This window comes from Micromonospora sp. SCSIO 07396 (genome assembly GCF_053667945.1).
In genome coordinates, this window is the sequence record NZ_CM132210.1 from 2,551,171 (window position 1) to 2,577,382 (window position 26,212).

Genomic DNA, 26,212 nt, shown 5'->3' on the forward strand with positions numbered 1-26,212 from the left:
CGGGGTCGGCTCCGGGGCGACCCTGGGACTACCCCGAAACCCGCCCTGGGCAGGGCGGAAACGTCAGAGGTGGGGGCTAGATTCGGGGCATGACGCAGGATGAGGAGCGGTTCCACGTGCGGCTGCGGGTGGCCGACGACGTGGTCGAGGTGCGCGCGGCCGGTGAGATCGACATCGCCACCGTCGGCGCGTTCCGGGCCGCCCTCTGGGCCGCGCCGGCCCGCCCGCTGCTCCGGCTGGATCTCTCCGGGGTCCGGTTGCTGTCCGCCGCCGGGGTGCGGGCGCTGGTCGCCGCGCACCTGCGGGTCCGGGCCCGGGGCGGTGAGCTGGTGGTGGTCGACCCCGATCCGGTGGTCGCCCGGGTGCTGCGGGTCGGCGGCCTGCACCGCGTCATCGCCGTCCGGCACGGCGACGTCCCGGTCGCGGCCGGGTCCCGCCCGCTGGCCGCCTGCGCCTGACCGCAGGCCCGGCGACACCCGGCGGTGCCTGGAGCGGCAGGCGACCGGGGCAGCACCGGAGCCCGGCCGGGGCCGCGCCACCGGGTGCGGCGATCAGGCCGTGCGGCGGCGGGGCCGCCGGGCGGTGCCGGCGGCCCCGACCGGCGTCAGCGCACGCCGAGCAGGTCGACCACGAAGACCAGGGTCTCGTTCGGCTTGATCACGCCGCCCGCGCCCCGGCTGCCGTAGCCCAGGTGCGGCGGGATGGTGAGCCGACGGCGACCGCCGACCTTCATCCCCACCACGCCCTGGTCCCAGCCGGCGATGACCTGACCGCCGCCGAGCGGGAACTCGAACGCCTCGCCCCGGTTCCAGGACGCGTCGAACTCGCGGCCGGTGGAGTGGGCCACCCCCACGTAGTGCACGTTGGCGAGCTGGCCGGGACGCGCCTCCGGGCCCTCCCCGACGGTGATGTCCTCGATCACCAGGTCGGCCGGGGCCGCCCCCTCGATCGGGCCGATCTCCGGCTTGCCTGCCTGGGGCGTGTTCATCTGCTGTTCTCCTCTGTCGTCACCCGGTCGTCCGGACGGTGTCGATCCTGCCCGATCGGGGCACCCCGGCTGCCGTGGGCCCCGCCGACCGGGCCCGCGCGTCGCGGGACCGACGCGCATCGCGGACCGCCGCGCGACGTGGGACCCGGCACGCGCGCAAGACCCCGCACGTGCGGGGTCCTGCGCGGACACGGCAGGGGCGTCACCGTGGCGGTGACGCCCCTGCCGGTCGGTCGACCACCCGGGCTGGGTGGGACCGGTCACCTGAGCCAGCCGAACCGGCGGACCAGCGGGAGGGTGGCCCAGATCCGGCCGAGGCCGAGGGTGTTCCCCGCGCCGACCAGGGCGAGGCCGGCCAGCACCGCGGCGTAGATCAGGTGGTCGTCCATGAAGGGGTTGTTCTCCGGAGGAAGGACGGCGGTCCACATCAGCACCATGAGCAGACCCCCGGCGACGGCGGCGATCCGCATCCCGATGCCGAGCAGCAGGGCCACCCCGATCCCGGCCAGACCGATCATGAACAGCCAGTCGGCCCAGGCCGCCCCGGCGATGTCCTGGTAGAGCCCCTGGAACGGGCCCTTCGCGCCGAAGGCGAGGAAACCCTTGGTCGGGCTGCCGCCGTTGATCCAGGCGTTCTTCGCGGCGGTCTCGTGGCCGAGGCCGAACAGCTTGTCCAGGAACGCCCAGAGGAAGATCCAGCCGAGGGCCAGCCGGGTTCCGGCCCAGACGTACCGGGCGGCCCGCTGGCGGGTGGTCTCGGTTCCGGCCACCGGTGCGATGGTCCTGGCGGTGGTGTTCCGCTCGATCGTCGCGGTCATGGTCTCCACGTCCCTTCTCTGCCTGGCACCGCACTTCCCGGTGGCAGTTACATTCCACGCCGGTCGGCGTCGCCCCGGCAGGGCCGACCGGTCCCTGCCGGGGCGGGACCTAAGTCCCCTGGCCCGGGCCTGCGGACGGGACCTTCGACCTCGGTGTCACCGGTCCACCCGCCCCTGTACCGGCCGGTCGGCGCGGCCCTAGCGTCGGACGGGAGAACCGGGCGAGGAGGTCGTGATGAGGACGTGGCAGGTGGACGACGTGATGACCCGGGAGGTCGCCACGGTGGGGGAGGAGACCCCGTACCGGGTGATCGTCGACATGCTGATCCGCCGGGGCGTCAGCGCGGTGCCCGTGGTGGACGACTTCCGTCGGGTGCTGGGGGTGGTGTCCGAGGCGGACCTGCTGCACAAGGTGGAGCATTCCGGGGCGCAGGAGGAACGTCGGGTGTTCACCGGGCGGCGGCGTCGGGCGTCCCGGGAGAAGGCCGGGGCGCTGCTGGCGAAGGAGCTGATGACCGCGCCGGCCGTCACCACCTTCCCGGGGGCGTCGCTGCCGGCGGCGGCCCGGCTGATGGACCGGGAGGCGGTCAAGCGGCTGCCCGTCCTGGACGACCTGGGCCGGCTGGTCGGCATCGTCACCCGCAGCGACCTGCTGCGGGTGCACCTGCGCACCGACGCCGAGATCCGCGAGGACGTGGTGCAGGAGGTGCTGCGCCGGGTGCTGGCCGTGCGGGACGGGCTGGTCACCGTGCAGGTCCGCGACGGCGCGGTGCGGTTGGACGGCCGGCTCGACCGGCGGACCGCCGCCGAGCTGGCGGAGAAGCTCGCCGGTCAGGTCAGCGGGGTGGTCCAGGTCACCAGCACCATCGGGTACGACGTGGACGACGCCGGCCTGGTGGAGCGGGGCATCACCCCGGTGGCCTGACCCGCCTTCCGGCCGCCGGGGTCAGACCGGGGTGGCGAGTTGGGCGGCGAGCAGGGCCGGCGCCTCGGCCAGCGACGGGCCGTACCAGGTGAGGTGGCGGCCGGAGACCAGCGCGCAGCGGACACCGGGGAAGGCGTCCGGCCCGTCGTCGGCGGTGAACGCGTAGGGCTCGTCGGGAAGGACCACCAGGTCGGGCCGGCGGGCCCGCAGCGCGTCGAGGTCGGGACGCGGATACCGGTCCGGGTCGTCGTCGTACACGTTGACCACGCCGAGGCGGCGCAGCACGTCCCCGGCGAAGGTGTCCCCGCCGAGCACCACCCACGGCCGCCGCCACACCGGGACCACCGCCCGCCGGGGGCGGTCGGGGACGGCGGGCGCGGCCCACGCCCGGCGGGCGTCGAGCAGCCAGCCGGGCTCCCCGGTCACCCCCAGCGCGGCGAGCACCCCGGCCAGCTCGTCGAGGGCCTGCGGCACGGTCCGGGGATAGGTGACCAGCACCGGCACCCCGGCCGCGGTGAGGGTGTCCGCGTCGACGCGGCGGTTCTCCTCCACGTTGAGCAGCACCAGGTCAGGCCGCAGCGCCCGGACCCGGTCCAGGTCGGGGTACTTGCTGCCGCCGACCCGGGCGACGTCCAGCCCCGCCGGGTGCACGCACCAGTCGGTCGCGCCGACCAGCAGCTCCGGCGCGGTCACCGCCACCGCCTCGGTCAGCGACGGCACCAGCGAGACCACCCGCACGTCGTCCCCCCGTCCTCAGTGGGCGGCGCTGGCGACGGTCTCCCGGGCCACCGTGGCCACCGGCACGCCCTCCCGGGCCGCCCACTGCACGGCGTGCCGCACCTCGGCCACCGGCAACGGCCGCCGGTCGGTCACGGTGACCGCCGTGTGCACCGCGAAGGACACGAACGGGTACGACCTGGCCAGCCCGGCCACGCAGTCGTGCACCTGACCGGCCACCGCCAGCGCCTCCTCGCGGGTCAACGCCGGCAGCACCAGCAGGTACTCGTCGGGGGTGAGGCGGACGGCCCGGTCGACCGGGCGCAGCGGGGCGGTCAGCGCGGCGATCAGGGCCTGCGCCTCGCGTGCCGCGCTGCGGCGTCCGAACCGTTCCGGGGCGCCGGCCGGCTCACCGACGCGCACCCCGATCAGGGCCACCGGCAGGGTGCCGGTGGCGGTGATCCCGTCCATCCCGGTCCAGCGGCGCAGCGTCGGCTCGTCCACCAGCCCCGACGGGCCGTCCTCCGGCTCGGCGTGCCGGCCCGGCCCGTTGTGGTGGGCCCGCTCGGCGCGGTCGGCCATCAGCCGCAACGCCGCCTCGGCCCGGCTCTCCCCGGGGGTCGCCGGCAGGTCCCGGACCCGGTGCAGCACCTGGTCGACGGCGGTCAAGGCGGCCGGGGGGAGCCGGTCGCCGAGCTGCGCGCGCAGCCGGATCACCTCGTGCAACGCCTCGTCGCGGCGGAACCCCCAGCGGCCGGCGAAGAGCCGCCCCTGCTCCAGGGTGTCGGCCGGCACCACCTCCCGGCGGTCCCGGGCCACCAGGCTCGCCCCGAACCGGGGGGTCAGCGCCACCACGCTCCACTCCCGGGCCAGCTCCTCGGTGTCGTCGATCGTCACCGGGTACGCCCCGGCGGGCAGCTCCGGCGGTGTCTGCCCGACCAGCCCGACCACGGTGACCGCCGCGCCGGCCGCGATCCGGGCGTAGCGTTCCCGCTCCCGCTGGAAGTACGGCATCCGCTGGAACAGGGCGATCACCACCAGCGGGCCGTCCTCGGCGGTGGCCAGCGCCGACCGCTCGATGGCGTGGGAGACCGTGACGAGACTCCGCTTGGTCATCAGTTCCGGGGCCGGTCCGTCGTGCAGCACCCCGTGAGCGTAGAGATCGCGCCCGGGGCGCACCAACCGCCTGGTGCCGGGTCCGTCGTCCGAACCGGCGGGGTGGTGATCGTCCTCGACGTCCTAGACTCGGCCGGTCACCCTCGCCTGCCACGGACGGACCGACCGCACGATGACGCGTACCGCCACCGACGACGACGCCCGGCTACGGCCGGTGCCGACCGGTGCCGCGCCGCTGTTCGTCCGGGCCGGTCAGGCCGTGTACGCTGCCCGCCGGCTCGGCGACCTGGTGACGCGCCGACCGGCCGGGGTCACCGGGCACCAGTGGAGTTCCGCCCTGCGCGAGGGGTTCGACCACGTCGTCTGCGCGGCCGACACCGGTGTGCCGCTGTTCGCCCTGACCGTCGGACCGACCGCGCCTCCCGGGTCGGCCGGGCAGCGGGCCGGGCGGATGGCCGCCGCGGTGTGCGCCGCCGTGGGCCTGCCGGTGCTGCGGATCGGCTCGCCGACGCTGCGGGCCGCCGGGCACGGCCGGCGCATCGTCACGTACGTCATCGACGCGCGCGCCTACGCCGCCGGGGCCGCCCCGGACGGGTCGGACGACGCCCCGGTGGACTTCCGGGACATCGTCGGGCGGCTGCCGGACGGACGTACCGGGCCGGTCAACGACCTCGGCGCGTTGTCCCGGGCGGCGGCCGTCGAGGCGTACGTGTCGCGGCGGCTCAGCGACCCGATCGTGCGCGGGTTGCACGTGCGCTGGGGCGACGGGACGGCCGAGGGGTGGAGCTGGGTCGAGGTGCGTCCCGGCCGGTGCCTGGTGGAGCGGGTCACGGTGCACGAGGCGCGGCTGCGCTGCGGGGTGGACCCGGGCCGGCTGGCCGAGGATCTCGCCGCGGTGGCGGTTGGCGACCGGCTGGCCGGGGCGCAGGACGAGGAACCGGCCCTGCTCGACCGGGACGACCTGCGTCGGCAGATCCGCGCGTTGCGGGACCAGCGCGACGAGTTGGCCGCCCCGTTCGCGTTCGATCACCTCTGCGTGGACTGACCGCCGTCGAAACGCCCCGCCGCCGAACGACCGGCCGTCATTTTCCGGCGACGGTTGGTGACATTGCGGCCGGCCCGGAAAACGGTCCGGGATTCCTCGATCCGCGTTGAACCTTCGCCGATGCCGGCCCGTACCTAAGCGGGAATGGACAGGATCTTCCCAGCCGCGCCACCCGACGCGGCGGACGGTGCGGAAAGGCATCGTCGGCCATCGACGTGCGACCGGAACGTCGCAGCGTCTCCGGCGGGGGTGACCGACCCGGAAAGGGTCTCCTCGTCGGGGGCGCGAGTCAGGTACCGGATCGAGAAGGAGAGCAATTCGATGCGCAGGTCCACAGGGGCACGCCGGTCATCCGGTAACGCGCGGAGCAAGCGGCTGCTGGCGGCGGTCGGTGCGCTCGTCGTCTTCGGCGGTATCGCCGCCGTCACCCAGATCTCCTCGGCCGGGGACAAGCCGAGGCAGCAGACCCGCAACGTCTCGTCGGCCTGCGTCGCACCGAGCCCCGGTGCCACCTCGCCGAGCGGGCGCGGCAGCACCACCCAGACGTGGCAGAACGGCAGGTGGGTCCGTAACCACTGGGGTGACGGCCAGATGTCCGTCGCCGAGTGCCAGGCGGTCAAGGCCGGCAACGCGCCGGTGACCACGCTGGCCTCGACGGTGGCCTGCCCGGAGGTCACTCCCCGGCTGCCGCAGATCCCGGCCCAGGCCAAGGCCGAGGTGGACAAGGAACTCGCCCTGCTCAAGACCCAGATCGACGACGCCAACAAGCGGTTGGCGGCCGAGGGGCGCAACGGCAAGGCGTTCATCGACAACGCCATCCTCGGCCCGCTGGCCGACAAGCGCCGGTCGGCGCTGAACCGGATCGCCACCGCGATCGGCCGCTTCGCCCAGCGTCCGCAGGGTCTGGAGCAGCTCGCCGGCTGCCAGGTGGCCGCCGCGGCGAACAACGGCGGCAACAACAACGGCCAGAACGGCAACAACGGCGGCCAGAACAACAACGGCGGCCAGAACGGCAACAACAACGGCCAGAACGGCAACAACGGCAACAACGGCAACAACGGCAACGCCCTGGGCGTGCTGGCCAAGGACTGCGCCAACAGCCGGTTGCAGCCGCACGACGGCTTCCAGAACGGCAACCGGTGCGTCAGCACCGCGTTCGGCGAGGTGGGCGCGGCGGCCAACAACCCGTCGCTGCTGATCACCCAGTTCCCCAACCAGGTGCAGCGCAACCAGGCCTTCACCCTGAAGGTCTCCACCCGCAACCTGGTCCGTGACCGGTTCCTGGCGGCCGGCCAGGGTGGCTACTACCTGGAGAGTTCGGTGCTCAACGGTCAGGGCCTGACCCGCGGTCACTTCCACACCGCCTGCCGGATGCTCCAGAACACCAACCAGGCCCCCTCGAACCCGCAGGACGTGCCGGCGTTCTTCGTGGCCACCGAGGACGGCAAGGGCGGCAACCAGGCCGACGACGTGACCATCCAGATCCCGGGCCTGCCGCAGTCGGGTACGGCGCAGTGCGCGGTCTGGGCCGGTGACGGCTCGCACCGGGTGCCGATGATGGAGCGGGCCAACCAGACCCCCGCCTTCGACGTGGTGCGTATCCGGGTCAACTGACCCGACGGGCGACGACTGCGGGCCATCCCGGAAACCTCCGGGATGGCCCGCAGTTCCGTTCCCGCCGGGTGCGCCGGCGGGCCGGGCAGCCTACCGGCAGATGTTTTCGGTGCGGGGTCGCCGGGTGGAAACTGTGGACACGGCAAAAACGCCGGGGTCACGCTGATATCCCAGCGTGACCCCGGCGTGTCCGTTCGTGGTCCGGCCCGTCGTCAGCGGCTCTTCCACGCCTCCACGACCGAGACCGGGATGCGCCCGCGCTCGGAGATTTCGTGTCCGTTCTTGGTGGCCCATTCCCGGATGGCACGGTTCTGCTCGCGATCCATTCCCGAGACGCCGGGCCGGGCCGGGCGGCGGGCCGGGCGACCGGCCTCGACGGCGCCCCGGCCCATTCGACGGCCAGCGGTGATGTAGGCGTCGAGGGCCTTGCGCAGCACCCCCGCGTTCTCGTCGGAGAGGTCGATGGTGTACGCCGCCCCATCCAGGCTGAACTCGACGGTCCGATCGGCCTTTCCGCCGTCGAGGTCGTCGGTCAGAACGGTGATTACTTTCCTTGCCATCGCCATTACTCCCTGTGGTGATCGGGGTGTGCTAAGAGTTTGACGTATCTGGCGGCAAATCCGCAACAATATGCCTTGCTTTCATTTGGCGGGTCGCGTCAATCCTGGGAAATCCGGGTACGGCCAATGCTGGCCGGCGGTGGCGGTACGGCTGGGATGTGTCCTGGGTCACAGGTCGGAACACGGGGCACGGTTTGTGACTTGAGTGAGACACGCTCAACCTCAAGTGATGGCAGGTGTCCGATGGCAACCCTTCCGGTACTTCCCCTGACCGACGTCGTCCTGCTGCCCGGCATGGTCATCCCGGTGACCCTCGACCCGACCACCCAGGCCGCCGTCGACGCCGCCCGGGCCAGTGGCGACAAGACCCTGCTCGCCGTACCCCGCATCGACGGCGAGTACGGCCCCGTCGGCACGATCGCCACCATCGAGAAGGTGGGCCGCCTGCCCGACGGTGAGCCCGCCGCCGTGGTGCGCGGCCTCGCCCGCGCCCGGATCGGCTCCGGCGTCCCCGGACCCGGCGCGGCCCTCTGGGTGGAGGCCACCCGGCTCGACGAACCCGCCCCCGCCGGCCGCGCCCGCGACCTGGCCCGCGAGTACCGCGCCCTGATGACCTCGGTGCTCCAGCAGCGGGGCGCCTGGCAGGTCATCGACGCGATGGAGCGGATGACCGACCTGTCCGAACTGGCCGACGCGGCCGGCTACGCGCCGTGGCTCAGCCTGGCGCAGAAGACCGAACTGCTCGCCGCGCCGGACGTCACCGCCCGGCTGGAACTGCTCGTCGGCTGGGTGAAGGACCACCTGGCCGAGCAGGAGGTCACCGAACAGATCAACAGCGACGTCCGGGAGGGGCTGGAGAAGTCCCAGCGGGAGTTCCTGCTCCGCCAGCAACTCGCCGCGATCCGCAAGGAACTCGGCGAGGACGAGCCGGACGGCTCCGCCGACTACCGCTCCCGGGTCGAGTCGGCCGACCTGCCGGACAGGGTCCGCGAGGCGGCGCTGCGCGAGGTCGGCAAGCTGGAGCGGGCCAGCGACGCCTCACCCGAGGCGGGCTGGATCCGCACCTGGCTGGACACGGTGCTGGAGATGCCGTGGAACACGCGCACCGAGGACAACACCGACCTGACGGCGGCGCGGGCGGTGCTCGACGCCGACCACGCCGGCCTGGCCGACGTCAAGGACCGCATCCTGGAGTACCTCGCGGTGCGTAACCGTCGTGCCGAGCGCAACCTCGGCGTGGTCGGCGGACGCGGCTCCGGCGCGGTGCTCGCCCTCGCCGGCCCGCCCGGCGTCGGCAAGACCAGCCTCGGCGAGTCGGTGGCCCGCGCGCTGGGCCGCAACTTCGTCCGGGTCTCCCTGGGCGGCGTCCGCGACGAGGCCGAGATCCGTGGGCACCGGCGCACCTACGTCGGCGCGCTGCCCGGCCGGATCGTCAGGGCGCTGCGGGAGGCTGGCTCGATGAACCCGGTGGTGCTCCTCGACGAGGTCGACAAGCTGGCCGTCGGATACGCCGGTGACCCGGCCGCCGCGTTGCTGGAGGTGCTCGACCCGGCCCAGAACCACACCTTCCGCGACCACTACCTCGAGGTCGACCTCGACCTGTCCGACGTGCTCTTCCTGGCCACCGCCAACGTGGTGGAGACCATCCCCGGCCCACTGCTGGACCGGATGGAACTGGTCACCCTGGACGGGTACACCGAGGACGAGAAGGTCGCCATCGCCCGCGACCACCTGCTGCCCCGGCAGCTCCAGCGGGCCGGCCTCACCGCCGACGAGGTGACCGTCACCGACGAGGTGCTGGCGCTGATCGCGGGGGAGTACACCCGGGAGGCGGGCGTCCGACAGCTCGAACGGGCCCTGGCGAAGATCCTGCGCAAGGTCGCCGTGGCCCTGGCCACCGACCCGGCCCCGGTCCGGGTCGACACCGACACCCTGGCCCGCTACCTGGGCCGGCCGAAGTTCACCCCGGAGTCGGCCGAACGGACGGCGGTGCCCGGCGTGGCCACCGGCCTGGCCGTCACCGGTGCCGGCGGCGACGTGCTCTTCATCGAGGCCACCAGCATGGACGGTGAGCCCGGGTTGACCCTCACCGGGCAGCTCGGCGACGTGATGAAGGAGTCCGCCCACATCGCGCTGTCCTACCTGCGCGCCAACGGGCGGCGCTACGGCCTCGACCCGAACGTCCTGGCCGGACGCCGGATCCACCTGCACGTGCCGGCGGGCGCGGTGCCCAAGGACGGCCCGAGCGCCGGCATCACCATGGTCACCGCGCTGGCCTCCCTGGTGACCGGCCGACCGGTACGGCCCGAGTTCGGGATGACCGGCGAGGTGACGCTGTCCGGGCGGGTGCTGCCCATCGGCGGGGTGAAGCAGAAGCTGCTCGCCGCGCACCGGGCCGGCCTGACCGAGGTGATCATCCCGGCCCGCAACGAGCCGGACCTCGACGACCTGCCCACCGAGGTGCGCGCGGCGCTGACCGTGCACACCCTGGCCGACGTGGCCGACGTGCTCGCCCTGGCGTTGCGCCCGGCCGAGATCGACGCGGACACGCTCGGCGGTCGACCGGTCGGCGCCGCCTGACCGGAACCCACCGCACGGCCCCCGACGTCGCGCCCGGCGTCGGGGGCCGCTGCGGGCCCGTAGCCTGGACCTCTCCCGTTTCCCGCATCCGCCACCGTCCGGTGGCACCCCCCGGAGGCGACCACCCGTGAACGTGTTCCTGTGGATCGTGCAGATCCTGCTCGCCGCGCTCTTCGCCGGCGCAGGCTTGACCAAGCTCACCCAGCCCAGGGAGAAGCTGCTCGACCGGATGGGGTGGGTGCGGAACACCCCGCCGCTTCAGGTCAAGGCGCTCGGCGCGGCCGAGCTGCTGGCCGCGCTGGGGCTGGTCCTGCCCGGCCTCACCGGCATCGCCACGGTGCTCACCCCGCTGGCCGCCGTCGGACTGGTCATCGTGATGGCCGGCGCGATCGTGGTGCACGCCCGCGCCAAGGAACTCCCCGGCACCGTGGTGACCGTGGCGCTGCTGGTCCTGGCGGCACTCGTCGCCTGGGGCCGGTTCGGGCCGTACCCGCTCTGAGCCGCCGTGACCGGCCCGCATCCCGCGTGGGGAGGCGGGCCGGTGTCGCGTCCGGGTCAGCGCCCGTCGACGCCGCGGTCGCGCCGTACGGTCGCCTTGCGGCCCTTGATGGTGCTGTTGCGCAGCCCGGCGATCACCTCGTCGGCGACGCCCTGCGGCACCTCCACCAGCGAGAACCGGTCGGCGATCTCGATCGAGCCGATGTCCCGGCCGCTCACCCGGGTCTCACCGGTGATCGCGCCGACCAGGTCCTGCGGGCGTACCCCGGCCCGGCGGCCCAGGCCGATGAAGACCTGCGCGGTGCCGCCCGTGCGGGGCCGGCCGCCGCCGCGCCGGTCCCCACCCCGGCTGTCGAACCCGGGGCGGGGCTCCCGAGCCGGGCGGACCGGCACCTGCGGGATCTCCTCCTCGTCGTCGGAGCCCGGCAGGGCCGCCTCGTGGGCCAGCTTGACCGCGGCCAGCGCCACCTCCATCAGGTCGAACTCGTCCGACAGCGACTCGACGATCACCCGGAACGGGTCCAGGTCGTCCTCCAGCAGGCTCTCCCGCAGCGCCGCCTGGGTCAGCGCCAGCCGCCGGGTGCGCAGGTCGGCCACCGTCGGGATCTTGTCGATGGTGATCCGCTGGCCGGTGACCCGCTCGATGGTCTTGAGCATCCGGTGCTCCCGGGGCTCGGCCAGGGTGATCGCCACCCCCTCCCGGCCGGCCCGGCCCACCCGGCCGATCCGGTGCACGTACGACTCCGGTGCGGACGGCACGTCGTAGTTGACCACGTGGGTGAGCTGCTCGACGTCCAGCCCCCGGGCCGCCACGTCGGTGGCCACCAGCAGGTCGGCGGTGCCGGCGCGCAGCCGACCCATCACCCGGTCCCGCTGCTCCTGGCTCATCCCGCCGTGCAGCGCCTCGGCCCGGTAGCCGCGTCCGTTCATCGTCTCGGTGAGCCGGTCGACCTCCTCCCGGCTGCGGCAGAAGACGATCGCCGCCGTCGGGGACTCCACGTCCAGCACCCGGCCCAGCAGCGCTGGCTTGTGCGCCCGGGAGACGATGTAGGCGCTCTGCCGGACCCGGGGGGCCTCGCCGGCCACCGGCTGCTCCCGCCCGATCTGGATGCGCTCCGGGTCGGTCAGGTGCTGGCGGGCGAGCCCGTCGATCCGGGCCGGCATGGTGGCCGAGAAGAGCACCGTCTGCCGCTGCGCGGGCGCGTGCTCCAGGATCGCCTCGATGTCCTCGGCGAAGCCCATGTCGAGCATCTCGTCGGCCTCGTCCAGCACGACCGTGGCCAGCGAACCCAACCGCAGGGTGCCCCGGGCGATGTGGTCCAGCGCCCGGCCCGGGGTCGCCACCACCACGTCCACGCCCAGGTCCAGGGCACGTAGCTGGCGGCCGATCGGCTGGCCGCCGTAGATCGGCAGCACCCGGGCGCCCAGGTCCTTGCCGTAGCGGTGGAACGCCTCGGAGACCTGCACGGCCAACTCCCGGGTGGGCACCAGCACCAGCGACACCGGGTCGCCGCCCTGGCGGTTCTGCGGCATCCGCTGCAACAGCGGCAGGGCGAACGCGGCGGTCTTGCCCGTACCGGTGGCCGCCTGCCCGAGCAGGTCCCGTCCCGACAGCAGCAGGGGGATCGCCTCCCGCTGGATGGGGGTCGGCTCCTCGTAGCCGAGCGCGGCGAGGGCGCCCAGCAACTCGGCGCGCAGCCCGAGATCCACGAAGGCGGGCCCGCCGTCGGAGTCGCCGGGAGCGGAGAGGTCGGTCGGTGTGGGTGCGGAACTCATGGGCAAAGTTTTCCATCACCCCGGTCGGGCCGTGCCGCCGACCGGCCCCACCGTGCCGACCGGCACAGCCGAGCCCGCCCGCCGGTTAGCCTGACGGGCGTGCGTACGGTGGAACTGCTCTGCTGCCCGGCGCTGGAGCGGACGGTGCGGACCGCCTGGGACCGGCTGGCCGAGGCGGGGCTGCCCAGCCTCGCCCGGCACGGCCATCCGACGAACCGGCCGCACCTGACACTGGCCGCCGTCGAGGCGTTCCCGCCCGGTGTCGCCGACCGGCTCGCCGTCCTGTTCGCCACCGCGTTGCCGCTGCCGGTCGCCCTGGAGCGGGTGACGGTGCTCGACGGCAGCGCCCCGCTGGTGTGGCTGGTCCGGCCCGACCCGGCGCTGACCGCCCTGCACGAGGCCGTCTGGGAGGCGCTGCACGGCGTTCCCGGGCAGCGGCCCTGGCACGCCCCGGGGACCTGGGTGCCGCACCTGAGCCTTGCGCTGCGCTTCCGCGACCGGGATCGGCGGCTGGCCCGCGCCGTGGTCGGCGGCGGGCGGCCGGCGGGCGCGCTCGTGGCGGCGCGCAGCTACGACGGCGACACCCGGACCGTCCAGCCGTTGGGCGGTGACTTTCCGGCGGACTGACGGTGGTCTATGGTGGGCGGAGCGCTCCCGTCGACGGTCCATCCGACCGCCCGGCGGGTCAATGCTGCGTCGGTCCGGTCGGATGGTCACTGCCATCCCCACCGGAAGAGGCCCCATGCCCCAGCATTCCCGACGGCGTCCGGTCGCGCTCGCGGCTGCCGCCTTGCTCGCCCTCGGCGGGCTCGCGGCCGTGCCGCAGCTCGCCTCAGCCGCCCCCGACCCCGGCTCACCGGTCAAGGTCAACCAGGTCGCCTACGTGCCAGGGCTGCCCAAGCAGGCGACCGTCGTGAACTCCGCGAACTCCCCGCTCGGCTGGACGCTGCGCAACGCCGGCGGCGCCACGGTCGCCTCCGGGCAGACCACGGTACGGGGCACCGACGCGCTCTCCGGCGACCCGGTGCACATCGCGGACTTCTCGGCCTACGACACCCCCGGCACCGGCTACGTGCTGTCGGTCGGCGGGAGCAACAGCTACCCGTTCGACATCTCCGCCGACGCGGTGCGCCGGCTGCGCGGGGACTCGCTGGCGTTCTTCTACCACCAGCGCAGCGGCACCCCGATCGACGCCCAGTACGTCGGTTCCCGCTACGCCCGCCCGGCCGGGCACGTCAACGTCGCCCCCAACCGGGGGGACAACAACGTGCCCTGCCGCACCTCCTGCGGTTACACCCTGGACGTGCGCGGTGGCTGGTACGACGCCGGTGACCAGGGCAAGTACGTGGTGAACGGTGGCCTGGCCACCTGGCAGCTGCAGAACATCTACGAGCGGACCCTGCACGTCGCCGGGGCCGACAAGTCGGCCGTCGCCGACGGCACGCTGGCCATCCCCGAGCGGTCCAACGGGGTGCCGGACGTGCTCGACGAGGCCCGCTGGGAGCTGGAGTTCCTGCTCAAGATGCAGGTGCCGGACGGCCGGACCAACGCCGGCATGGTGCACCACAAGATCCACGACCAGAACTGGACCGCCCTGCCCACCCGCCCCGAGCTGGACAGCGAGGCGCGGCTGCTCTCCCCGGTGAGCACCGCCGCCACGCTCAACATGGCCGCCGTGGCCGCCCAGGCGTCCCGGCTGTGGCGCCCGTTCGACGCCGCGTTCGCCTCCCGGGCCCTGGCCGCCGCCGAGAAGGCGTACGCCGCGGCGAAGGCCAACCCGAACCGGCTCGCCCCCGCCACCGACAACACCGGCGGCGGCGCGTACGAGGACAACACCGTCACCGACGAGTTCTACTGGGCGGCGGCGGAGCTGTACGCCACCACCGGCACCACCGGCTACCGCAACGACCTCAGCAGCTCCCCGCACGCCCGGGGCACGAGCTTCACCCGGGGCGCGTACGACTGGAGCTGGACGGCCGGGCTGGGTGACACCACCCTGGCGCTGGTGCCGACCGGCCTGGCCAGCGGCGACGTGAGCGCGATCCGGGCGGCGATCGTCTCCTTCGCCGACCGGATGCTCGCCCAGATCGCCAACCAGGGCTACCCGGCCCCGGGCAGCGGCAACGGCACGTACTACTGGGGTTCCAACGGCGCGGTCGCCAACAACGCCAACGCGCTCGCCGTGGCCTACGACCTGACCCGCACCCCGAAGTACCGCAACGGTGCCTTCGCCGCCTACGACTACCTGCTCGGCCGTAACCCGCTCAACCAGTCCTACGTGGCCGGCTACGGGGACAAGCCGGTGCGCAACGTGCACCACCGGTTCTGGGCCAACCAGAACGACGGCTCGCTGCCCACCGCGCCGCCCGGCTCGCTCTCCGGCGGACCGAACAGCGAGTTGCAGGACCCGGTGGTGCAGGCCCAGCTCGGTGGCTGCAAGCCGCAGAAGTGCTACGTCGACGACATCGGGGCGTACTCGGTCAACGAGGTGGCGATCAACTGGAACTCGGCGCTGGCGTGGTTGGTGCACTGGGCGGCCGAACAGGCCGGCACCGGCACCGGTCCGGACCCGACGCCGACCCCCACGGTGACGCCGCCGCCGACCACCACGCCGCCCCCGCCGACCACCACGCCCCCGCCCACCACCACCCCGCCCGCGGGTGGCGGGTGCGCGGTGACCTACTCGGCGAACAGTTGGAGCACCGGCTTCACCGGCAGCGTCACGCTGACCAACACCGGCGCGGCGGCCTGGTCGTCGTGGCGGTTGACCTTCCGGTTCACCGGTAACCAGCAGATCAGCCAGGGCTGGTCGGGCCGGTTCAGCCAGAGCGGCAGCGAGGTCACGGTGACCAACGAGAGCTACAACGGCGCGGTCGCGCCGAACGGCTCGGTCAACCTCGGCTTCAACGCCTCCTACACCGGCACGAACGCGACCCCGACCGGGTTCGCCGTGAACGGGACGGCCTGCACGCTGCGCTGACCCGTCCGCCCCGGGCCGTCCGTCGCGCGTCGGCGGGCGGCCCGGTCGCGGTCGGCCACCGGCCCCGGCCGGTGTGGGACCTGGCGACACCGCCGGCCACGTGTCGCCCTTTGGGGGTCATGGGAGGAATGCTCGGTCTCCACCGGTTCACCACGGTTACGGTGCCCTCAGGTTCATCCGCACCGTGTCGCACCGGGAGAGGACCGACCATGCGCGTGCCCAGCCGAAGCCCCGGCCCCCAACCCGGCGTCACCCCGCCCGCCCCGGCCCGGCGGACGCCCACCCCGACCCGGTGCGTGCGGCCGGCCGCCCCCGACCTCGACGCGTACCGGCAGGCGGTCGCCGAACTGCTGGTCGAGGTCGGCGCGCTCGCCGGGACCGCCGGCACCGCCGCCCGTCAGGTGCTGCTCGACGAGCGGCTGCGCGAGCCAGCCATCGCCGACGTGCTCGACGCCACCGGGCAGGGGGTGCTGGGCGCCCGGGAGACCCTCCTGCTGGAACTGGCCCGGCACCAGCCCGACCGGCCCGACGCCGGCCCCGACCTGACCGCGCTGGTCCGGATCTACCTGCTCTCCCGCATCGACCTGATGTGGTGGCGGGACACCACCGTCCTGGCGACCGACGAGCAGGTCGACACGCATCCCGACCTGATCGACCTGGAATGGCTGCGCCGCCGGGGTCTGCTCGGCTTCCGCTACCGGGAACAGCCGGCCGGCGTCCTGGGCCGGGGCGTGCGCGCCCTCCGGGGCCGGCTGCGGCCGGAGGCCGCCCCGCCGACCGCCGGAGTGGCGTTCCGCCGGACCCGCCGGGAGGTCGTCGCGCTCCTCAACGACCTGTCCCGGGAGTTCGCCCGGTCCGCCCCGGCGCAGACCCCACCGCTGTGGGTGACCAGCCTGGCCCACAGCACCGAACACCAGTACCGGCTGCGCCGGCTCGGCCGGCCGGCCATGCTGCCCAGCGGTCACTGCCTCGGTTGGGCGGTGGACGTGGAACTGGCCTGGTACGACCGGTTCGGCGCGCGGGACGTGCTGGCCGAGATCCTGCTGGCCCGGCAGGCCGCCGGTGAACTGAACGTCATCGACGAGGGACCCGCCTGGCACGTCTGCCTGGCCCCGTCCGCCCGCGCCCGGCTGCGCTCGGCGTACGAGGCCGAGATGGGGATCTGACGACCCCGCCGGCGGGTCAGCCGGCGACCAGCAGGGCGAGCACCGCGGCGAGGGTACCGAGGACCGCGACCACCGCGCTGGTCGCCACGAACCGGCCCAGCGGCACGGCCACCCCGGCGGCCCGGCACCGCTCGAACCACAGCAGGGTCGCCAGCGACGCCCACGGCACCGCCAGCGGGCCCACGTTGGTGCCGATCAGCAACGCCAACAGCCGGGTCTCGTCACCGGTCGGGAGCACCGCCTCCCCGGCCAGGTAGGCGGGCAGGTTGTTGACCAGGTTGGCCAGCAACGCCCCGGTGCCCCCGGCGCGCAGCGCCCCCGCCGTGCCCCCGGCGTCCCCGAGCAGCACGGACACCAGGTCGTCCAGCCCGTGCCGGCCGAGGGTCTGCACCACCAGGAACAGGCCGGTCACGAAGACCAGCAGCCGCCAGGGCAGCAGCGCCGGGCGCAGGGTCCGCCGGGACCGGACCGCGAAACCGGCCACCACCAGCCCGGCGGCGACGGCGGCGGCCACGCCGATCTCCACCCCGACCAGGATGCCGGCGACGAGCAGCAGACAGCCGGCGACCGCCGTGCCGAACAGCAGCCGGTCGGCCACCCGGTGCGGCGGGGGAGGGGTGAACCGGTCGACGTCGCGCCGCCCCCGCCGCCAGTACCACAGCCACAACCCGGCCATGGTCACCCCGATCGCCGCGACCTGCGGCAACGCCATCCGGGCCGCGTACGCCGCCGGGGCCAGCGCGATCCGGTCGGCGGCGAGCAGGTTGGTCAGGTTCGACACGGGCAGCAGCAGGCTGGCGGTGTTGGCCAGCCAGACGGTGGTCATCGCCAGCGGACCCGGGGCGACGTCCAACCTCCGGGCCAGCGCGATCATCACCGGGGTGAGCAGCACCGCGGTGGTGTCCAGGTTGAGGGCGATGGTGGTGAGCGAGGCGAACCCGACGCAGAGCAGGAACAGGGCGGCGAAGCTGCCCCGGGCGGTGATCGCCAGCCGGCTGGCCAGCACGTCGAACACCCCGGCGACGGCGGTCAGTTCGGCGAGCACCACCACCGCGCCGAGGAAGAGCAGCAGCGGCAGGATGCGGTGCAGGGTGGCCTCGGCGTCGGCCCGGGGGAGCAGGCCGGTGACCACCGCGCCGAGCCCCAGCAGGGCCAGCCCGATCGCCACCTGGTCCAGCGGGTGCAGCCGCAACCTGCGGGGCCGCTCGGTCGGTACGGGCGGTGTCCCGCCGGCAGGTGTCACGGCGCACGATCCTCGCACAGCCGGCCCGGCCGTGCGGCCGGTTGGCCGCAACTGCCCGCTGGCGACCCCCGTACCGACCGGCCCGGCATCGACGTCCGCGGTTACCGCCACGGTGGACATCCCGGCACCGCTGCCCTAGCGTTCAGGAGATATGCGCAGGATGCTGCTGGGGGCCGGACTGGCCCTGTCGCTCGTCGCCGCCGGCTGTGCCTCGGCCACCCCGACGGATCGGGCCACCCCGACCGGCCCGGCGTCGGCGAGCCCGCCGCTCGCCTCCCGACAGGACCCGGAGCAGGCCCGCCGGACGCTGGACAGCCTGCGCAAGGTCGACGACCTGCCGCTCTACGAGATGACCTACGTCGGCGGCTACGATCCGACGGTGGGCACCGACGCCCGGCCGGACACCGGCCCGTTCGGCTGCTCCCTGTTCGCCGCCTCGGGTGATCCGGCCCGGCCGTTGTTCGCCCGCAACTTCGACTGGGACGCCAACCCGGCGATGGTGCTGCGCACCGATCCCCCCGACGGGTACGCCTCGGTCTCCCTGGTCGACCTGTCCTACCTGGGGGTGGGCCCGGACCCGACCGGCGACCGCCGGCTGCTCGACGCGCCGCTGCTGCCCTTCGACGGGATGAACGAGCGGGGGCTGGCCGTCGGCCTGGCCGCCGACGACACCGCGACGGCGAAGCCGGTGCCCGGCCGGCCCACCGTCGGGTCGGTGCGCATCCTGCGGCTGGTGCTGGACCGGGCGGCCACGGTGGACGAGGCGGTGGCGCTGTTCGGCCGGCACAACCTCGACTTCGACGGCGGGCCGCCGCTGCACTACCTGCTCGCCGACGCGGGCGGCCGGTCGGCGGTGGTCGAGTTCGTCGACGGGACGATGCGGGTGCAGCGGGGGCAGGGGCGGTGGCAGGCGCTGACCAACGTGCCGGTGGTCGACGTACCCGAGCAGCAGCGTCGCCGTGACCACCGTTACGGCGTCCTGGCGGAGGCGCTGGACGCGGCCGACGGCCGGGTCGACCCGGCGGCGGCGCTGCGGCTGCTGGACCAGGTCCGGCAGGGCCACACCCGCTGGTCGGTGACGTACGGGCTGCGTGACGGTGAGGTCCGGCTGGTCACCGTGGCCGGTGGGGGGCAGGAACGCCGCTACCGGTTGCCGATCAGCTGACCCCTCGCAGGACGGACGGTCCGGCCCCCCGACGCGCGGGGGCCGGGCCGTCCGTCGTTGTGGTGCCGGCTACCAGCTCAGGTAGCCGGCCTGGGTCTGCACGTTCAGCTCGGGCACCCGGACCAGGTCGGCCGTCCAGGTCCGCCAGTCGCTGAGCTTGAGCACGTCCAGGCCCTTCTGGATGTCGCTGGAGTAGATGTACCCGTTGTAGTAGTACGTCGACCAGGCGCCACCGGTGCTGAGCTGGGTGTCCGACAGTGGCCCGCGCTCCCAGAAGCCGATCTCCTTGGGCCGGGTCGAGTCGGTGAAGTCCCAGACCGAGACCCCGCCCTGGTACCAGGCCTGCACCATGACGTCCTTGCCGAGCACGGGGATCAGCGAGCCGTTGTGGGCCACGCAGTTCTCGGTGTCGGCGTTGGTCCGGGGGATCTTGTAGTAGCTGCGGAAGACCATCGTGCGGGCGTCGCCCCGGCCGGTGATGTCGTAGACGGCGTCCGCGCCCCGGTTCGGGCCGACGATCTCGTTGCAGGTGGCCGCGCCGCCGCCGCCGAGTTCGTCGGTGAACACCACCTTGGTTCCGGCGTTGTTGAACGTCGCCGAGTGCCAGAACGCGAAGTTGACGGTGTCCCGGACCCGGTTGATCACCCGGGGCGCCTCGCGGTCGCGGATGTCCAGCAGTACGCCGTCACCCATGCAGGCGCCGGCGGCCAGGTCCTTGGTCGGGTAGGCGGTGATGTCGTGGCAGCCGGTGGTGGCCGAGGTCTGCCCGGGGATGCCCTCGTAGCCGCCGTCGGGGAAGAGGTTCGGGGTGGCGACCACGGCCGCGTCGGTGGGCTTGTGCACCGGGACCTTGACGATCGAGATGGAGTCGTGCGGTGGCTGGCAGTCGGGGAAGTCCGCCCGGGGGCTGTACGACGACACGTACAGGTAGACGGTCCTGCGGTCCTTGCCGGGGACGAGGGTGTGGGTGTGCGAGCCGCAGGCGGTCTCCACCGACTTGATGTAGCGCGGGTTGGCTTTGTCGCTGATGTCGAAGACCTTGATGCCCTCCCAGGACTCCTTCACCGTCGCCGGTTGGCTCGCGCTGGCGCACGAGTCGTCGGTGCGGGACGAGTCGGTGGACACGAAGAGCAGGTCACCGTAGACGGAGATGTCGTTCTGCGAGCCGGGGCAGAGCACCTGCGACACGATCTTCGGGGCGTCGGGCCGGGCGATGTCGTAGATGACGAAGCCGTTGTAGTTGCCGACGAAGGCGTACCGGCCCTGGAAGGCCATGTCGGTGCCGAACGCGCTGGTGGTGTCGAACGGCGCCTGTTTGGGCAGGTTGGCGACCTGGCGCAGGTTGGGGCTGCTGGAGATCTCGTCGACGGCGAGGCCCGGGGCTGTCGGCGTCCCGCCCGGCGTCGCGGTGGCGGGTGCGGCGTTGCCCGCCGGGCTGGTGGCGACGCTCGCCACCAGCAGGCCGGCGGCGACCACGCTGACGATCTTCAGGTGCCGTGGCCGGGGCAGGGAGAACCTGATCATCGGCGGAACCCTTCGAAAGGGGGAGATACGTATCAGGCACCTTACCGGCCAGTGATGAGAGTTGATGTGAACTGCGTCACATCAATCAGCCGCAGTGAATGGATACGATCGCGACGACCTCGACCGGAGAGGGAGGCGCATGACCGGCCGACGTGGACGCATCCTGCTCGCCGTCACAGTCGCCGCCGCCGTCGCGGTGCCGGTCGGGCTGGCGCTGCGCCCCGACGGCCCGCCGACCCCGACGGCGGCGACCCCCACGACGACGTCGACCACGGCCGGGCCGACCGACGCCCCCGCGGTGATCGTGCCCGGCCGGCCGGGGGAACCCGCCGCGACCCGGCCCGCCCAGGAGGTCCGCGCCCCCGGCACACCCCGGTACAACACCCCCGACGTCTGGTTCGTGCGGATGATGATCCCGCACCACCAACAGGCCCTCCAGATGGCCGAGCTGGCCCCCGACCGGGCCGCCAGTGCCCAGGTCAAGGCGATCGCCGCCCGGATCCGGGGCACCCAGGCGCCCGAGATCGGGCTGCTGCGCGGCTGGCTCGACGCCCGGGGCCTGGCCGCCGGGGAGCCCGGCCACGACCACGGCCTGATGCCGGGCATGCAGACCCCCGAGGCGATCCGGCAGCTCACCGACGCCCGCGGCGTCACCTTCGACCGGCTCTTCGTACGCCTGATGACCGCCCACCACACCGGCGCGGTGGAAATGGCCACCCAGCTGCTCTCCGCCGGCGTCGACCAGCAGCTCAACGAGTTCGCCAACGCGGTGGCGACCGAACAGACCGTCGAGATCGCCCGGCTGCGCGAGCTGGTCTGAGCCCCGGTCGACCCACGGGCCCGCATCGACCCCGAACGGGGCACTACGCTCGGTCACCGTGAGCCGTACCCTCTTCGGTCGCCCGCTGCGCAGCGTCGCCTTCGACGTCTGCGTCAGCGCGCTGGTGGTGCTCTTCACACTGGTCACGGCGGCGGCCCAGCCCGGCCTGTCGGCCCAACCAGGGGGCTGGCCGTCCGCGCTGGTCGGCCTGGGCATGGCGGTGGCCCTGCTGTTCCGGCGCGGCCACCCGTCGCTGGTCGCGACGGTCGTCGCCGGGCTGGCGTTGATCCAGGTGGTCGCGGGCTGGGGGCCGCTGGCCTACGACGTCGCCGTGCTCATCGCCCTCTACAGCGTGGTCAAGTACGCCGACCGGCTGCGCGACGGCATGCTGGCCGGGGTCGTCGCCGCCGTCGGGGTGCTGCTGGCCGCCTCGCAGGCCCGGACCGCCGTCGCCTGGTGGGGCCCGGCGATCTACTTCGGCCTGATCACCGGCGGGGTGTGGCTGGCCGCGCTGAACGTCCGCACCCGCCGCCTCTACGTGCTCAGCCTGGAGGAGCGGGCGGCCACCCTGGAACGGGAACGCGAGGCCGAGGCCCGCGCGGCGGTGGTCGGGGAGCGCGCCCGGATCGCCCGCGAGCTGCACGACGTGGTGGCGCACAGCATGGCGGTGATGATCGTGCAGGCCGACGGGGCCCGGCTGATGTTCGACCGGGACCCGGACACCGCCAGGAACGCGGTCAAGGTGGTGGCCGACACCGGCCGACAGGCCCTGGAGGAGATGCGCCGGCTCGTCGACGTGCTGCGCGAGCCCGACCCGCCGGAGCCGACGACCGGCCCCGGCGCGGACACCCCCGGCACCGAACCGGAACGCCGCCGCGCCACCGTCGCCGAACTGCCCGCGTTGGTGGGCCGATTCCGCGACGCCGGCCTCAGCGTCGGCTACCGGGCCGAGGAGGTGCCGGCCGCCCTGCCACCCGGGCTCGACCTGACCGTCTACCGGGTGGTGCAGGAGGCCCTGACCAACACCCTCAAGCACGCCGGGGTCGGCGCGCACGCCACGGTCCTGCTCGGCGTCGACGACGGGCTGGTGGTCCGGGTGACCGACGACGGGCGTGGCCGGCCACCGGCCCGGCCGGCCCCCTCCGGCGGGCACGGCCTGGTCGGCATGCGCGAGCGGGTCGGCGTGTACGACGGCCGCCTCACCGCCGGCCCCCGAACCGGTGGCGGGTGGCAGGTCGAGGTACGGCTGCCGCTACCGTCGACCCCGGAGGCGGAGGTGATCGCGGCATGACCGTACGAGTGGTGATCGTGGACGACCAGGCGCTGGTCCGGGCCGGCTTCCGGATGGTGCTCGACTCCCAACCCGACCTGGCCGTGGTCGGCGAGGCGATCGACGGGGCGGACGCGCTGCGGGTGCTGGGCCGGGTCGAGGCCGACGTGGTGGTGATGGACCTGCGGATGCCGACCATGGACGGGGTGGAGGCGACCCGCCGGATCTGTGCCGCCTCCACCGACGGCCGGCCCCGGGTGCTGGTGCTCACCACGTTCGACACCGAGGCGGACGCGTTCGCCGCGCTGCGCGCCGGGGCCAGCGGGTTCCTGCTCAAGAACGTGCCGCCGGAGGAACTGCTGGCGGCCATCCGGGTGGTCGCCGAGGGCGACTCGGTGGTCGCCCCGTCGATCACCCGCCGGCTGCTCGACCGGTTCGCCGACCGGCTCGGCCCGGCCCCCGCGCAGGACCCGCGACTGGCCCAGCTCACCGACCGGGAACGGGAGATCCTGCTGCTGGTCGCGCAGGGGCTGGCCAACGCCGAGATCGCCGCCCGGGTGCACGTCGCCGAGGCGACCGTGAAGACCCACGTCGGGCGGATCCTGGCCAAGCTCCAGCTCCGCGACCGGGTCCAGGTGGTGGTCCTGGCGTACGAGAGCGGCCTGGTCACCCCGGGCGGCTGAGGCCGGGTACGACCTGGGTCGTACGGGTCACCCCGGTCGGGGTCGACCTGTGGCGCAGCCGGGTCGCGCGTGCGGGTGGACGCGGGCCGCCGGGGCGCTGCCTAGCGTCGGAGGGGACCCGTACCACGCCGACCGGGAGTCCCCATGTCCGTCCTTGCCGCGCCCCGCCCACCCCGCCGTCCCGCAGCTCCCCGGGCCGGCCGCCGCCGGTGGGGGCGGTGACCGGCATGTGGCGGCTGACCCTGCGTACGCTGCGCGCCGACGCGCTGCGCCTGCTGCTCTCCTCGGTGGCGATCGTGCTCGGCGTCGCCTTCGTCGCCGGCACGCTCATGCTCACCGACGGCATGCAGGCCGGGGCGTACGCGCGGGCCGGCGCCTTCGACAGGCACACCGACCTGGGCGTCTACCCCGACCGGGCCACCCTGCCGCCGTCCCTGGTCGACCGGGTGCGCACGGTCGACGGGGTGGCCGAGGCCGCCGGGGAACTGACCGCCCTGGTCGGGGTGGTCGGCGTCGACGGCCGGCCGGTGCTCGGCGTCGGGTTGCTCGCCGCGATCCCCACCGGACCCGCGTTGCGCTCCTACGACGTGGTCGCCGGCCGGCTGCCCGACCGCCCCGGCGAGGTGGTCCTCGACGCGCCCACGGTCGCCGCGCAGGGGTTCACCCTCGGTAGCCCGGTCGGCGTCGGCGGCGCGACCGGCGCGGCCCGCCCGTACACCCTGGTCGGCACGGTCGACGTGGCCGACAGCACGCGTGACGTCGGCGGCCCGTTCGTCGGGCTGGTCGGCGCGGACGCGCTGGCCGTCGGCGGGAGACCGGGCTACGACCGGATCATGGTGGCCGCCGCCCCGGGGACCGCCGGGCCGGCCCTGGCCGACCGGGTGGCCGCCGTGGTCGGCGGGGACGCCACGGTCAAGTCGCGGCAGCGCATCCTCGACGAGGCCGTCGAGGACGGGGTGCGCGACCTCGACCAGTTCCGCCTGGTGCTGCTCATCTTCGCCGGGGTGGCGGTGGTGGTGGCCGGGTTCGTCATCGCCAACACCTTCGCCATCGTGCTCGCCCAGCGGACCCGGCGGACCGCGCTGCTGCGGCTGGTGGGGGCCCGGCGGGGGCAGGTCTTCGGGGCCGCCGTGCTGGAGGCGGCGGTGCTCGGACTGGCCGGCTCGGCCCTCGGGATCGGGCTCGGGGCCGGGCTCGCCGCCGGGGCGGCGGTCCTGGTCCCCCGGCTCGACCTGCCGCTGACCGTCGCCGGCCTGACGGTGACCGGCCGGACGGTCGGGCTCAGCCTGCTGCTCGGCACCCTGGTCACCGTCGGGTCCGCGCTGCTGCCCGCCTGGCAGGGCACCCGGGTGCCGCCGGTGGCCGCCCTCACCGCCGCCGCCGGGCAGCCGGCCCGGGGCGTCGGGCGGGTCCGGCTGACCCTCGGCGCGCTGGTCGGCCTGGCCGGCATCGCCGCGCTGGCCGGGGCCGCCGCCGTCGGGCAGATCGTCCTGGTCGCCGTGGGCGGGGTGCTGTCCTTCTTCGGGATCGTCCTGTTCGGTCCGCTGCTGGTGCCGGTGCTGGTCCGGCTGTTCGGCAGGCCGTTGCGGCAGGTGTTCGGGGCCACCGCGGCGCTCGCCGTGGCCAACGCGGGCCGCAACCCGCGCCGGGTGTCGGCGACCGCCACCGCCCTGGTGATCGGCATCGGGCTGGTCTCGGCGTTCGTGGTCGGCGCGGGCAGCGTCAAGGTGGGCATCGAGCGGGCGGTCGACGCCCGCGTCGGCGTCGACTTCGTGGTCACCGGCGTCGGTGTCGAGCTGCCCGCCCCGCTCGCCGCTGAGCTGGCCGCCCGACCCGAGGTGGGAGTGGTGCACGAGCACCGCAACCGGGTCGTCGACGGTGTCGAGCTGCGCTCGGCCCACCCGGCGCTGGCCCGGCGTACCCTCGACGCGGTCGACGCCGGGGACGTCGCGGACCTGGGGCCGGGGTCGGTGCTGGTGCACCGCGAGCTGGCCGCCGCCCGGGGCTGGCGGGTGGGGTCGACGGTCACCGTCGCCGGGCGTCCGTTCCGGGTGGCCGCCGTGGTCGCCGCCGACGGCCCGACGTCGCAGGGGGTGCCCGCCGGGCACGTGGTCGACCTGGCCGACAGCGACTTCACCGCGCTCTACCCGAACGAACGCGGCCAACTGGCCGAGGTCGAACCGGCCGACGGGGTGCCCGCCGAACGGGCCCGCGCCGCCATCGAGGCGGTGGCCGCCCGGTACCCGACGGTGAACCTGATGGACCAGGCGGCCTACAAGAGGATGCTCACCGGCACGGTGGACATGCTGCTCGCCTTCGTCACCGCGCTGCTCGGCCTGGCCGTGGTGATCGCCCTGGTCGGCGTCGCGAACACGCTCAGCCTCTCGGTGGTGGAACGCACCCGGGAACACGCCGTGCTGCGCGCCGTGGGGCTGTCCCGAAGGCGGATGCGGCTGCTGCTGGCCCTGGAGGCGGTGCTGACCGCCCTGGTCGGGGCGGTGCTCGGCACCGCGCTGGGGGTCGCGGTCAGCGCCGGCGCGGTGGCCTTCGTGGCCCGCCTCGGTGGCGGCTTCACGCTGGTGCTGCCCTGGGGCCGGCTCGGGCTGATCCTCGCCGTGGCGGTGCTCGCCGCGCTGGCCGCCTCGGTGCTGCCGGCCCGGCGTGCCCTGGCCCGCCCGGTGGTCGAGGCGCTCGGCGGGCAGTGACCGCCGGCCGTCGCCCCGT

At 74.3% G+C, this 26,212-nt stretch carries 22 protein-coding genes; 14 read left to right on the forward strand and 8 right to left on the reverse strand.

Annotated elements, in window-relative coordinates; translation table 11 throughout:
- Positions 1-89: 89 nt before the first annotated feature.
- The gene (locus ACWCHM_RS10790; protein WP_454222302.1) at positions 90-458 is read left to right on the forward strand and encodes an STAS domain-containing protein; all 369 of its coding nucleotides are present in this window, start codon (positions 90-92) and stop codon (positions 456-458) included.
- A 146-nt stretch (positions 459-604) separates the two neighbouring features.
- Here the strand turns inward: ACWCHM_RS10790 and ACWCHM_RS10795 are convergent, their stop codons facing one another.
- Together ACWCHM_RS10795 and ACWCHM_RS10800 are read right to left on the reverse strand one after the other, a co-directional pair.
- On the reverse strand, positions 605-988 hold the full coding sequence (locus tag ACWCHM_RS10795) for an FKBP-type peptidyl-prolyl cis-trans isomerase (RefSeq protein ID WP_204960641.1): 384 nt from the start codon (positions 986-988) through the stop codon (positions 605-607).
- A gap of 260 nt (positions 989-1,248) precedes the next feature.
- Positions 1,249-1,815 (reverse strand): DoxX family membrane protein, encoded by a 567-nt coding sequence (locus ACWCHM_RS10800; RefSeq protein WP_281897178.1) that lies wholly within the window; start codon positions 1,813-1,815, stop codon positions 1,249-1,251.
- 226 nt (positions 1,816-2,041) lie between these two features.
- Here ACWCHM_RS10800 and ACWCHM_RS10805 point away from each other — a divergent pair, with 226 nt between their 5' ends.
- Positions 2,042-2,731, forward strand: a complete 690-nt coding sequence (locus ACWCHM_RS10805; RefSeq protein ID WP_204960643.1) for a CBS domain-containing protein — start codon at positions 2,042-2,044, stop codon at positions 2,729-2,731.
- A gap of 21 nt (positions 2,732-2,752) precedes the next feature.
- Here the strand turns inward: ACWCHM_RS10805 and ACWCHM_RS10810 are convergent, their stop codons facing one another.
- Positions 2,753-3,469, reverse strand: a complete 717-nt coding sequence (locus tag ACWCHM_RS10810; RefSeq protein WP_204960644.1) for a helical backbone metal receptor — start codon at positions 3,467-3,469, stop codon at positions 2,753-2,755.
- A 15-nt stretch (positions 3,470-3,484) separates the two neighbouring features.
- Positions 3,485-4,594 (reverse strand): DICT sensory domain-containing protein, encoded by a 1,110-nt coding sequence (locus ACWCHM_RS10815; protein ID WP_281897186.1) that lies wholly within the window; start codon positions 4,592-4,594, stop codon positions 3,485-3,487.
- A gap of 142 nt (positions 4,595-4,736) precedes the next feature.
- Here ACWCHM_RS10815 and ACWCHM_RS10820 point away from each other — a divergent pair, with 142 nt between their 5' ends.
- Entirely contained in the window at positions 4,737-5,609 is an 873-nt protein-coding gene (locus ACWCHM_RS10820; protein ID WP_454222304.1) for a hypothetical protein, read from the forward strand.
- 321 nt (positions 5,610-5,930) lie between these two features.
- Positions 5,931-7,223, forward strand: a complete 1,293-nt coding sequence (locus tag ACWCHM_RS10825; protein WP_454222305.1) for a hypothetical protein — start codon at positions 5,931-5,933, stop codon at positions 7,221-7,223.
- A gap of 212 nt (positions 7,224-7,435) precedes the next feature.
- Here ACWCHM_RS10825 and ACWCHM_RS10830 read toward each other — a convergent pair whose 3' ends face one another.
- Entirely contained in the window at positions 7,436-7,783 is a 348-nt protein-coding gene (locus tag ACWCHM_RS10830; RefSeq protein ID WP_204960647.1) for a histone-like nucleoid-structuring protein Lsr2, read from the reverse strand.
- A 243-nt stretch (positions 7,784-8,026) separates the two neighbouring features.
- Here ACWCHM_RS10830 and lon point away from each other — a divergent pair, with 243 nt between their 5' ends.
- The gene (gene lon / locus ACWCHM_RS10835; RefSeq protein ID WP_454222307.1) at positions 8,027-10,363 is read left to right on the forward strand and encodes an endopeptidase La; all 2,337 of its coding nucleotides are present in this window, start codon (positions 8,027-8,029) and stop codon (positions 10,361-10,363) included.
- A gap of 127 nt (positions 10,364-10,490) precedes the next feature.
- Complete coding sequence (locus ACWCHM_RS10840; RefSeq protein ID WP_204960649.1) at positions 10,491-10,862, forward strand: DoxX family protein; 372 nt, start codon at positions 10,491-10,493, stop codon at positions 10,860-10,862.
- A 56-nt stretch (positions 10,863-10,918) separates the two neighbouring features.
- Here the strand turns inward: ACWCHM_RS10840 and ACWCHM_RS10845 are convergent, their stop codons facing one another.
- Positions 10,919-12,637, reverse strand: a complete 1,719-nt coding sequence (locus ACWCHM_RS10845) for a DEAD/DEAH box helicase (protein WP_204960650.1) — start codon at positions 12,635-12,637, stop codon at positions 10,919-10,921.
- 99 nt (positions 12,638-12,736) lie between these two features.
- Here ACWCHM_RS10845 and ACWCHM_RS10850 point away from each other — a divergent pair, with 99 nt between their 5' ends.
- The 3 genes from ACWCHM_RS10850 (at position 12,737) to ACWCHM_RS10860 (ending at position 16,783) form a co-directional block, all read left to right on the forward strand.
- Complete coding sequence (locus ACWCHM_RS10850; RefSeq protein ID WP_204960651.1) at positions 12,737-13,264, forward strand: 2'-5' RNA ligase family protein; 528 nt, start codon at positions 12,737-12,739, stop codon at positions 13,262-13,264.
- Positions 13,265-13,379: 115 nt separating this feature from the next.
- On the forward strand, positions 13,380-15,617 hold the full coding sequence (locus tag ACWCHM_RS10855; RefSeq protein WP_454222308.1) for a glycoside hydrolase family 9 protein: 2,238 nt from the start codon (positions 13,380-13,382) through the stop codon (positions 15,615-15,617).
- Between the two features lie 209 nt (positions 15,618-15,826).
- Positions 15,827-16,783: a hypothetical protein gene (locus ACWCHM_RS10860; RefSeq protein WP_454222310.1), complete on the forward strand. Its 957-nt coding sequence runs from the start codon at positions 15,827-15,829 to the stop codon at positions 16,781-16,783.
- 16 nt (positions 16,784-16,799) lie between these two features.
- On the opposite strand, the gene ACWCHM_RS10865 is transcribed toward ACWCHM_RS10860, so the two are convergent.
- Positions 16,800-18,026: an SLC13 family permease gene (locus tag ACWCHM_RS10865; protein WP_281897199.1), complete on the reverse strand. Its 1,227-nt coding sequence runs from the start codon at positions 18,024-18,026 to the stop codon at positions 16,800-16,802.
- Positions 18,027-18,177: 151 nt separating this feature from the next.
- Here ACWCHM_RS10865 and ACWCHM_RS10870 point away from each other — a divergent pair, with 151 nt between their 5' ends.
- Positions 18,178-19,191, forward strand: coding sequence for a linear amide C-N hydrolase (locus ACWCHM_RS10870; RefSeq protein ID WP_454222311.1), 1,014 nt, complete (start codon positions 18,178-18,180; stop codon positions 19,189-19,191).
- Positions 19,192-19,260: 69 nt separating this feature from the next.
- Here ACWCHM_RS10870 and ACWCHM_RS10875 read toward each other — a convergent pair whose 3' ends face one another.
- Complete coding sequence (locus ACWCHM_RS10875; RefSeq protein WP_454222312.1) at positions 19,261-20,715, reverse strand: LVIVD repeat-containing protein; 1,455 nt, start codon at positions 20,713-20,715, stop codon at positions 19,261-19,263.
- 139 nt (positions 20,716-20,854) lie between these two features.
- Here ACWCHM_RS10875 and ACWCHM_RS10880 point away from each other — a divergent pair, with 139 nt between their 5' ends.
- The 4 genes from ACWCHM_RS10880 (at position 20,855) to ACWCHM_RS10895 (ending at position 26,193) form a co-directional block, all read left to right on the forward strand.
- Positions 20,855-21,535: a DUF305 domain-containing protein gene (locus tag ACWCHM_RS10880; protein ID WP_281897205.1), complete on the forward strand. Its 681-nt coding sequence runs from the start codon at positions 20,855-20,857 to the stop codon at positions 21,533-21,535.
- A gap of 58 nt (positions 21,536-21,593) precedes the next feature.
- Entirely contained in the window at positions 21,594-22,826 is a 1,233-nt protein-coding gene (locus tag ACWCHM_RS10885) for a sensor histidine kinase (RefSeq protein WP_421488281.1), read from the forward strand.
- On the forward strand, positions 22,823-23,488 hold the full coding sequence (locus ACWCHM_RS10890) for a response regulator (protein ID WP_204960658.1): 666 nt from the start codon (positions 22,823-22,825) through the stop codon (positions 23,486-23,488). Before ACWCHM_RS10885 ends, ACWCHM_RS10890 begins: the two co-directional genes overlap by 4 nt.
- A 227-nt stretch (positions 23,489-23,715) precedes the next feature.
- A complete protein-coding gene (locus tag ACWCHM_RS10895) occupies positions 23,716-26,193 on the forward strand; it encodes an FtsX-like permease family protein (RefSeq protein WP_454223062.1) in 2,478 nt (825 codons plus the stop codon).
- Positions 26,194-26,212: the final 19 nt, after the last annotated feature.

Coding starts and splice junctions, on each gene's coding strand:
- ACWCHM_RS10830 (WP_204960647.1), bottom strand. CDS start 7,783: ATGGCAAGGAAAGTAATCACCGTTCTGACCGACGACCTCGACGGCGGA.
- ACWCHM_RS10805 (WP_204960643.1), top strand. CDS start 2,042: ATGAGGACGTGGCAGGTGGACGACGTGATGACCCGGGAGGTCGCCACG.
- ACWCHM_RS10875 (WP_454222312.1), bottom strand. CDS start 20,715: ATGATCAGGTTCTCCCTGCCCCGGCCACGGCACCTGAAGATCGTCAGC.
- ACWCHM_RS10825 (WP_454222305.1), top strand. CDS start 5,931: ATGCGCAGGTCCACAGGGGCACGCCGGTCATCCGGTAACGCGCGGAGC.
- ACWCHM_RS10855 (WP_454222308.1), top strand. CDS start 13,380: ATGCCCCAGCATTCCCGACGGCGTCCGGTCGCGCTCGCGGCTGCCGCC.
- ACWCHM_RS10870 (WP_454222311.1), top strand. CDS start 18,178: ATGCGCAGGATGCTGCTGGGGGCCGGACTGGCCCTGTCGCTCGTCGCC.
- ACWCHM_RS10890 (WP_204960658.1), top strand. CDS start 22,823: ATGACCGTACGAGTGGTGATCGTGGACGACCAGGCGCTGGTCCGGGCC.
- ACWCHM_RS10860 (WP_454222310.1), top strand. CDS start 15,827: ATGCGCGTGCCCAGCCGAAGCCCCGGCCCCCAACCCGGCGTCACCCCG.
- ACWCHM_RS10795 (WP_204960641.1), bottom strand. CDS start 988: ATGAACACGCCCCAGGCAGGCAAGCCGGAGATCGGCCCGATCGAGGGG.
- ACWCHM_RS10880 (WP_281897205.1), top strand. CDS start 20,855: ATGACCGGCCGACGTGGACGCATCCTGCTCGCCGTCACAGTCGCCGCC.
- lon (WP_454222307.1), top strand. CDS start 8,027: ATGGCAACCCTTCCGGTACTTCCCCTGACCGACGTCGTCCTGCTGCCC.
- ACWCHM_RS10895 (WP_454223062.1), top strand. CDS start 23,716: ATGTGGCGGCTGACCCTGCGTACGCTGCGCGCCGACGCGCTGCGCCTG.
- ACWCHM_RS10845 (WP_204960650.1), bottom strand. CDS start 12,637: ATGAGTTCCGCACCCACACCGACCGACCTCTCCGCTCCCGGCGACTCC.
- ACWCHM_RS10820 (WP_454222304.1), top strand. CDS start 4,737: ATGACGCGTACCGCCACCGACGACGACGCCCGGCTACGGCCGGTGCCG.
- ACWCHM_RS10790 (WP_454222302.1), top strand. CDS start 90: ATGACGCAGGATGAGGAGCGGTTCCACGTGCGGCTGCGGGTGGCCGAC.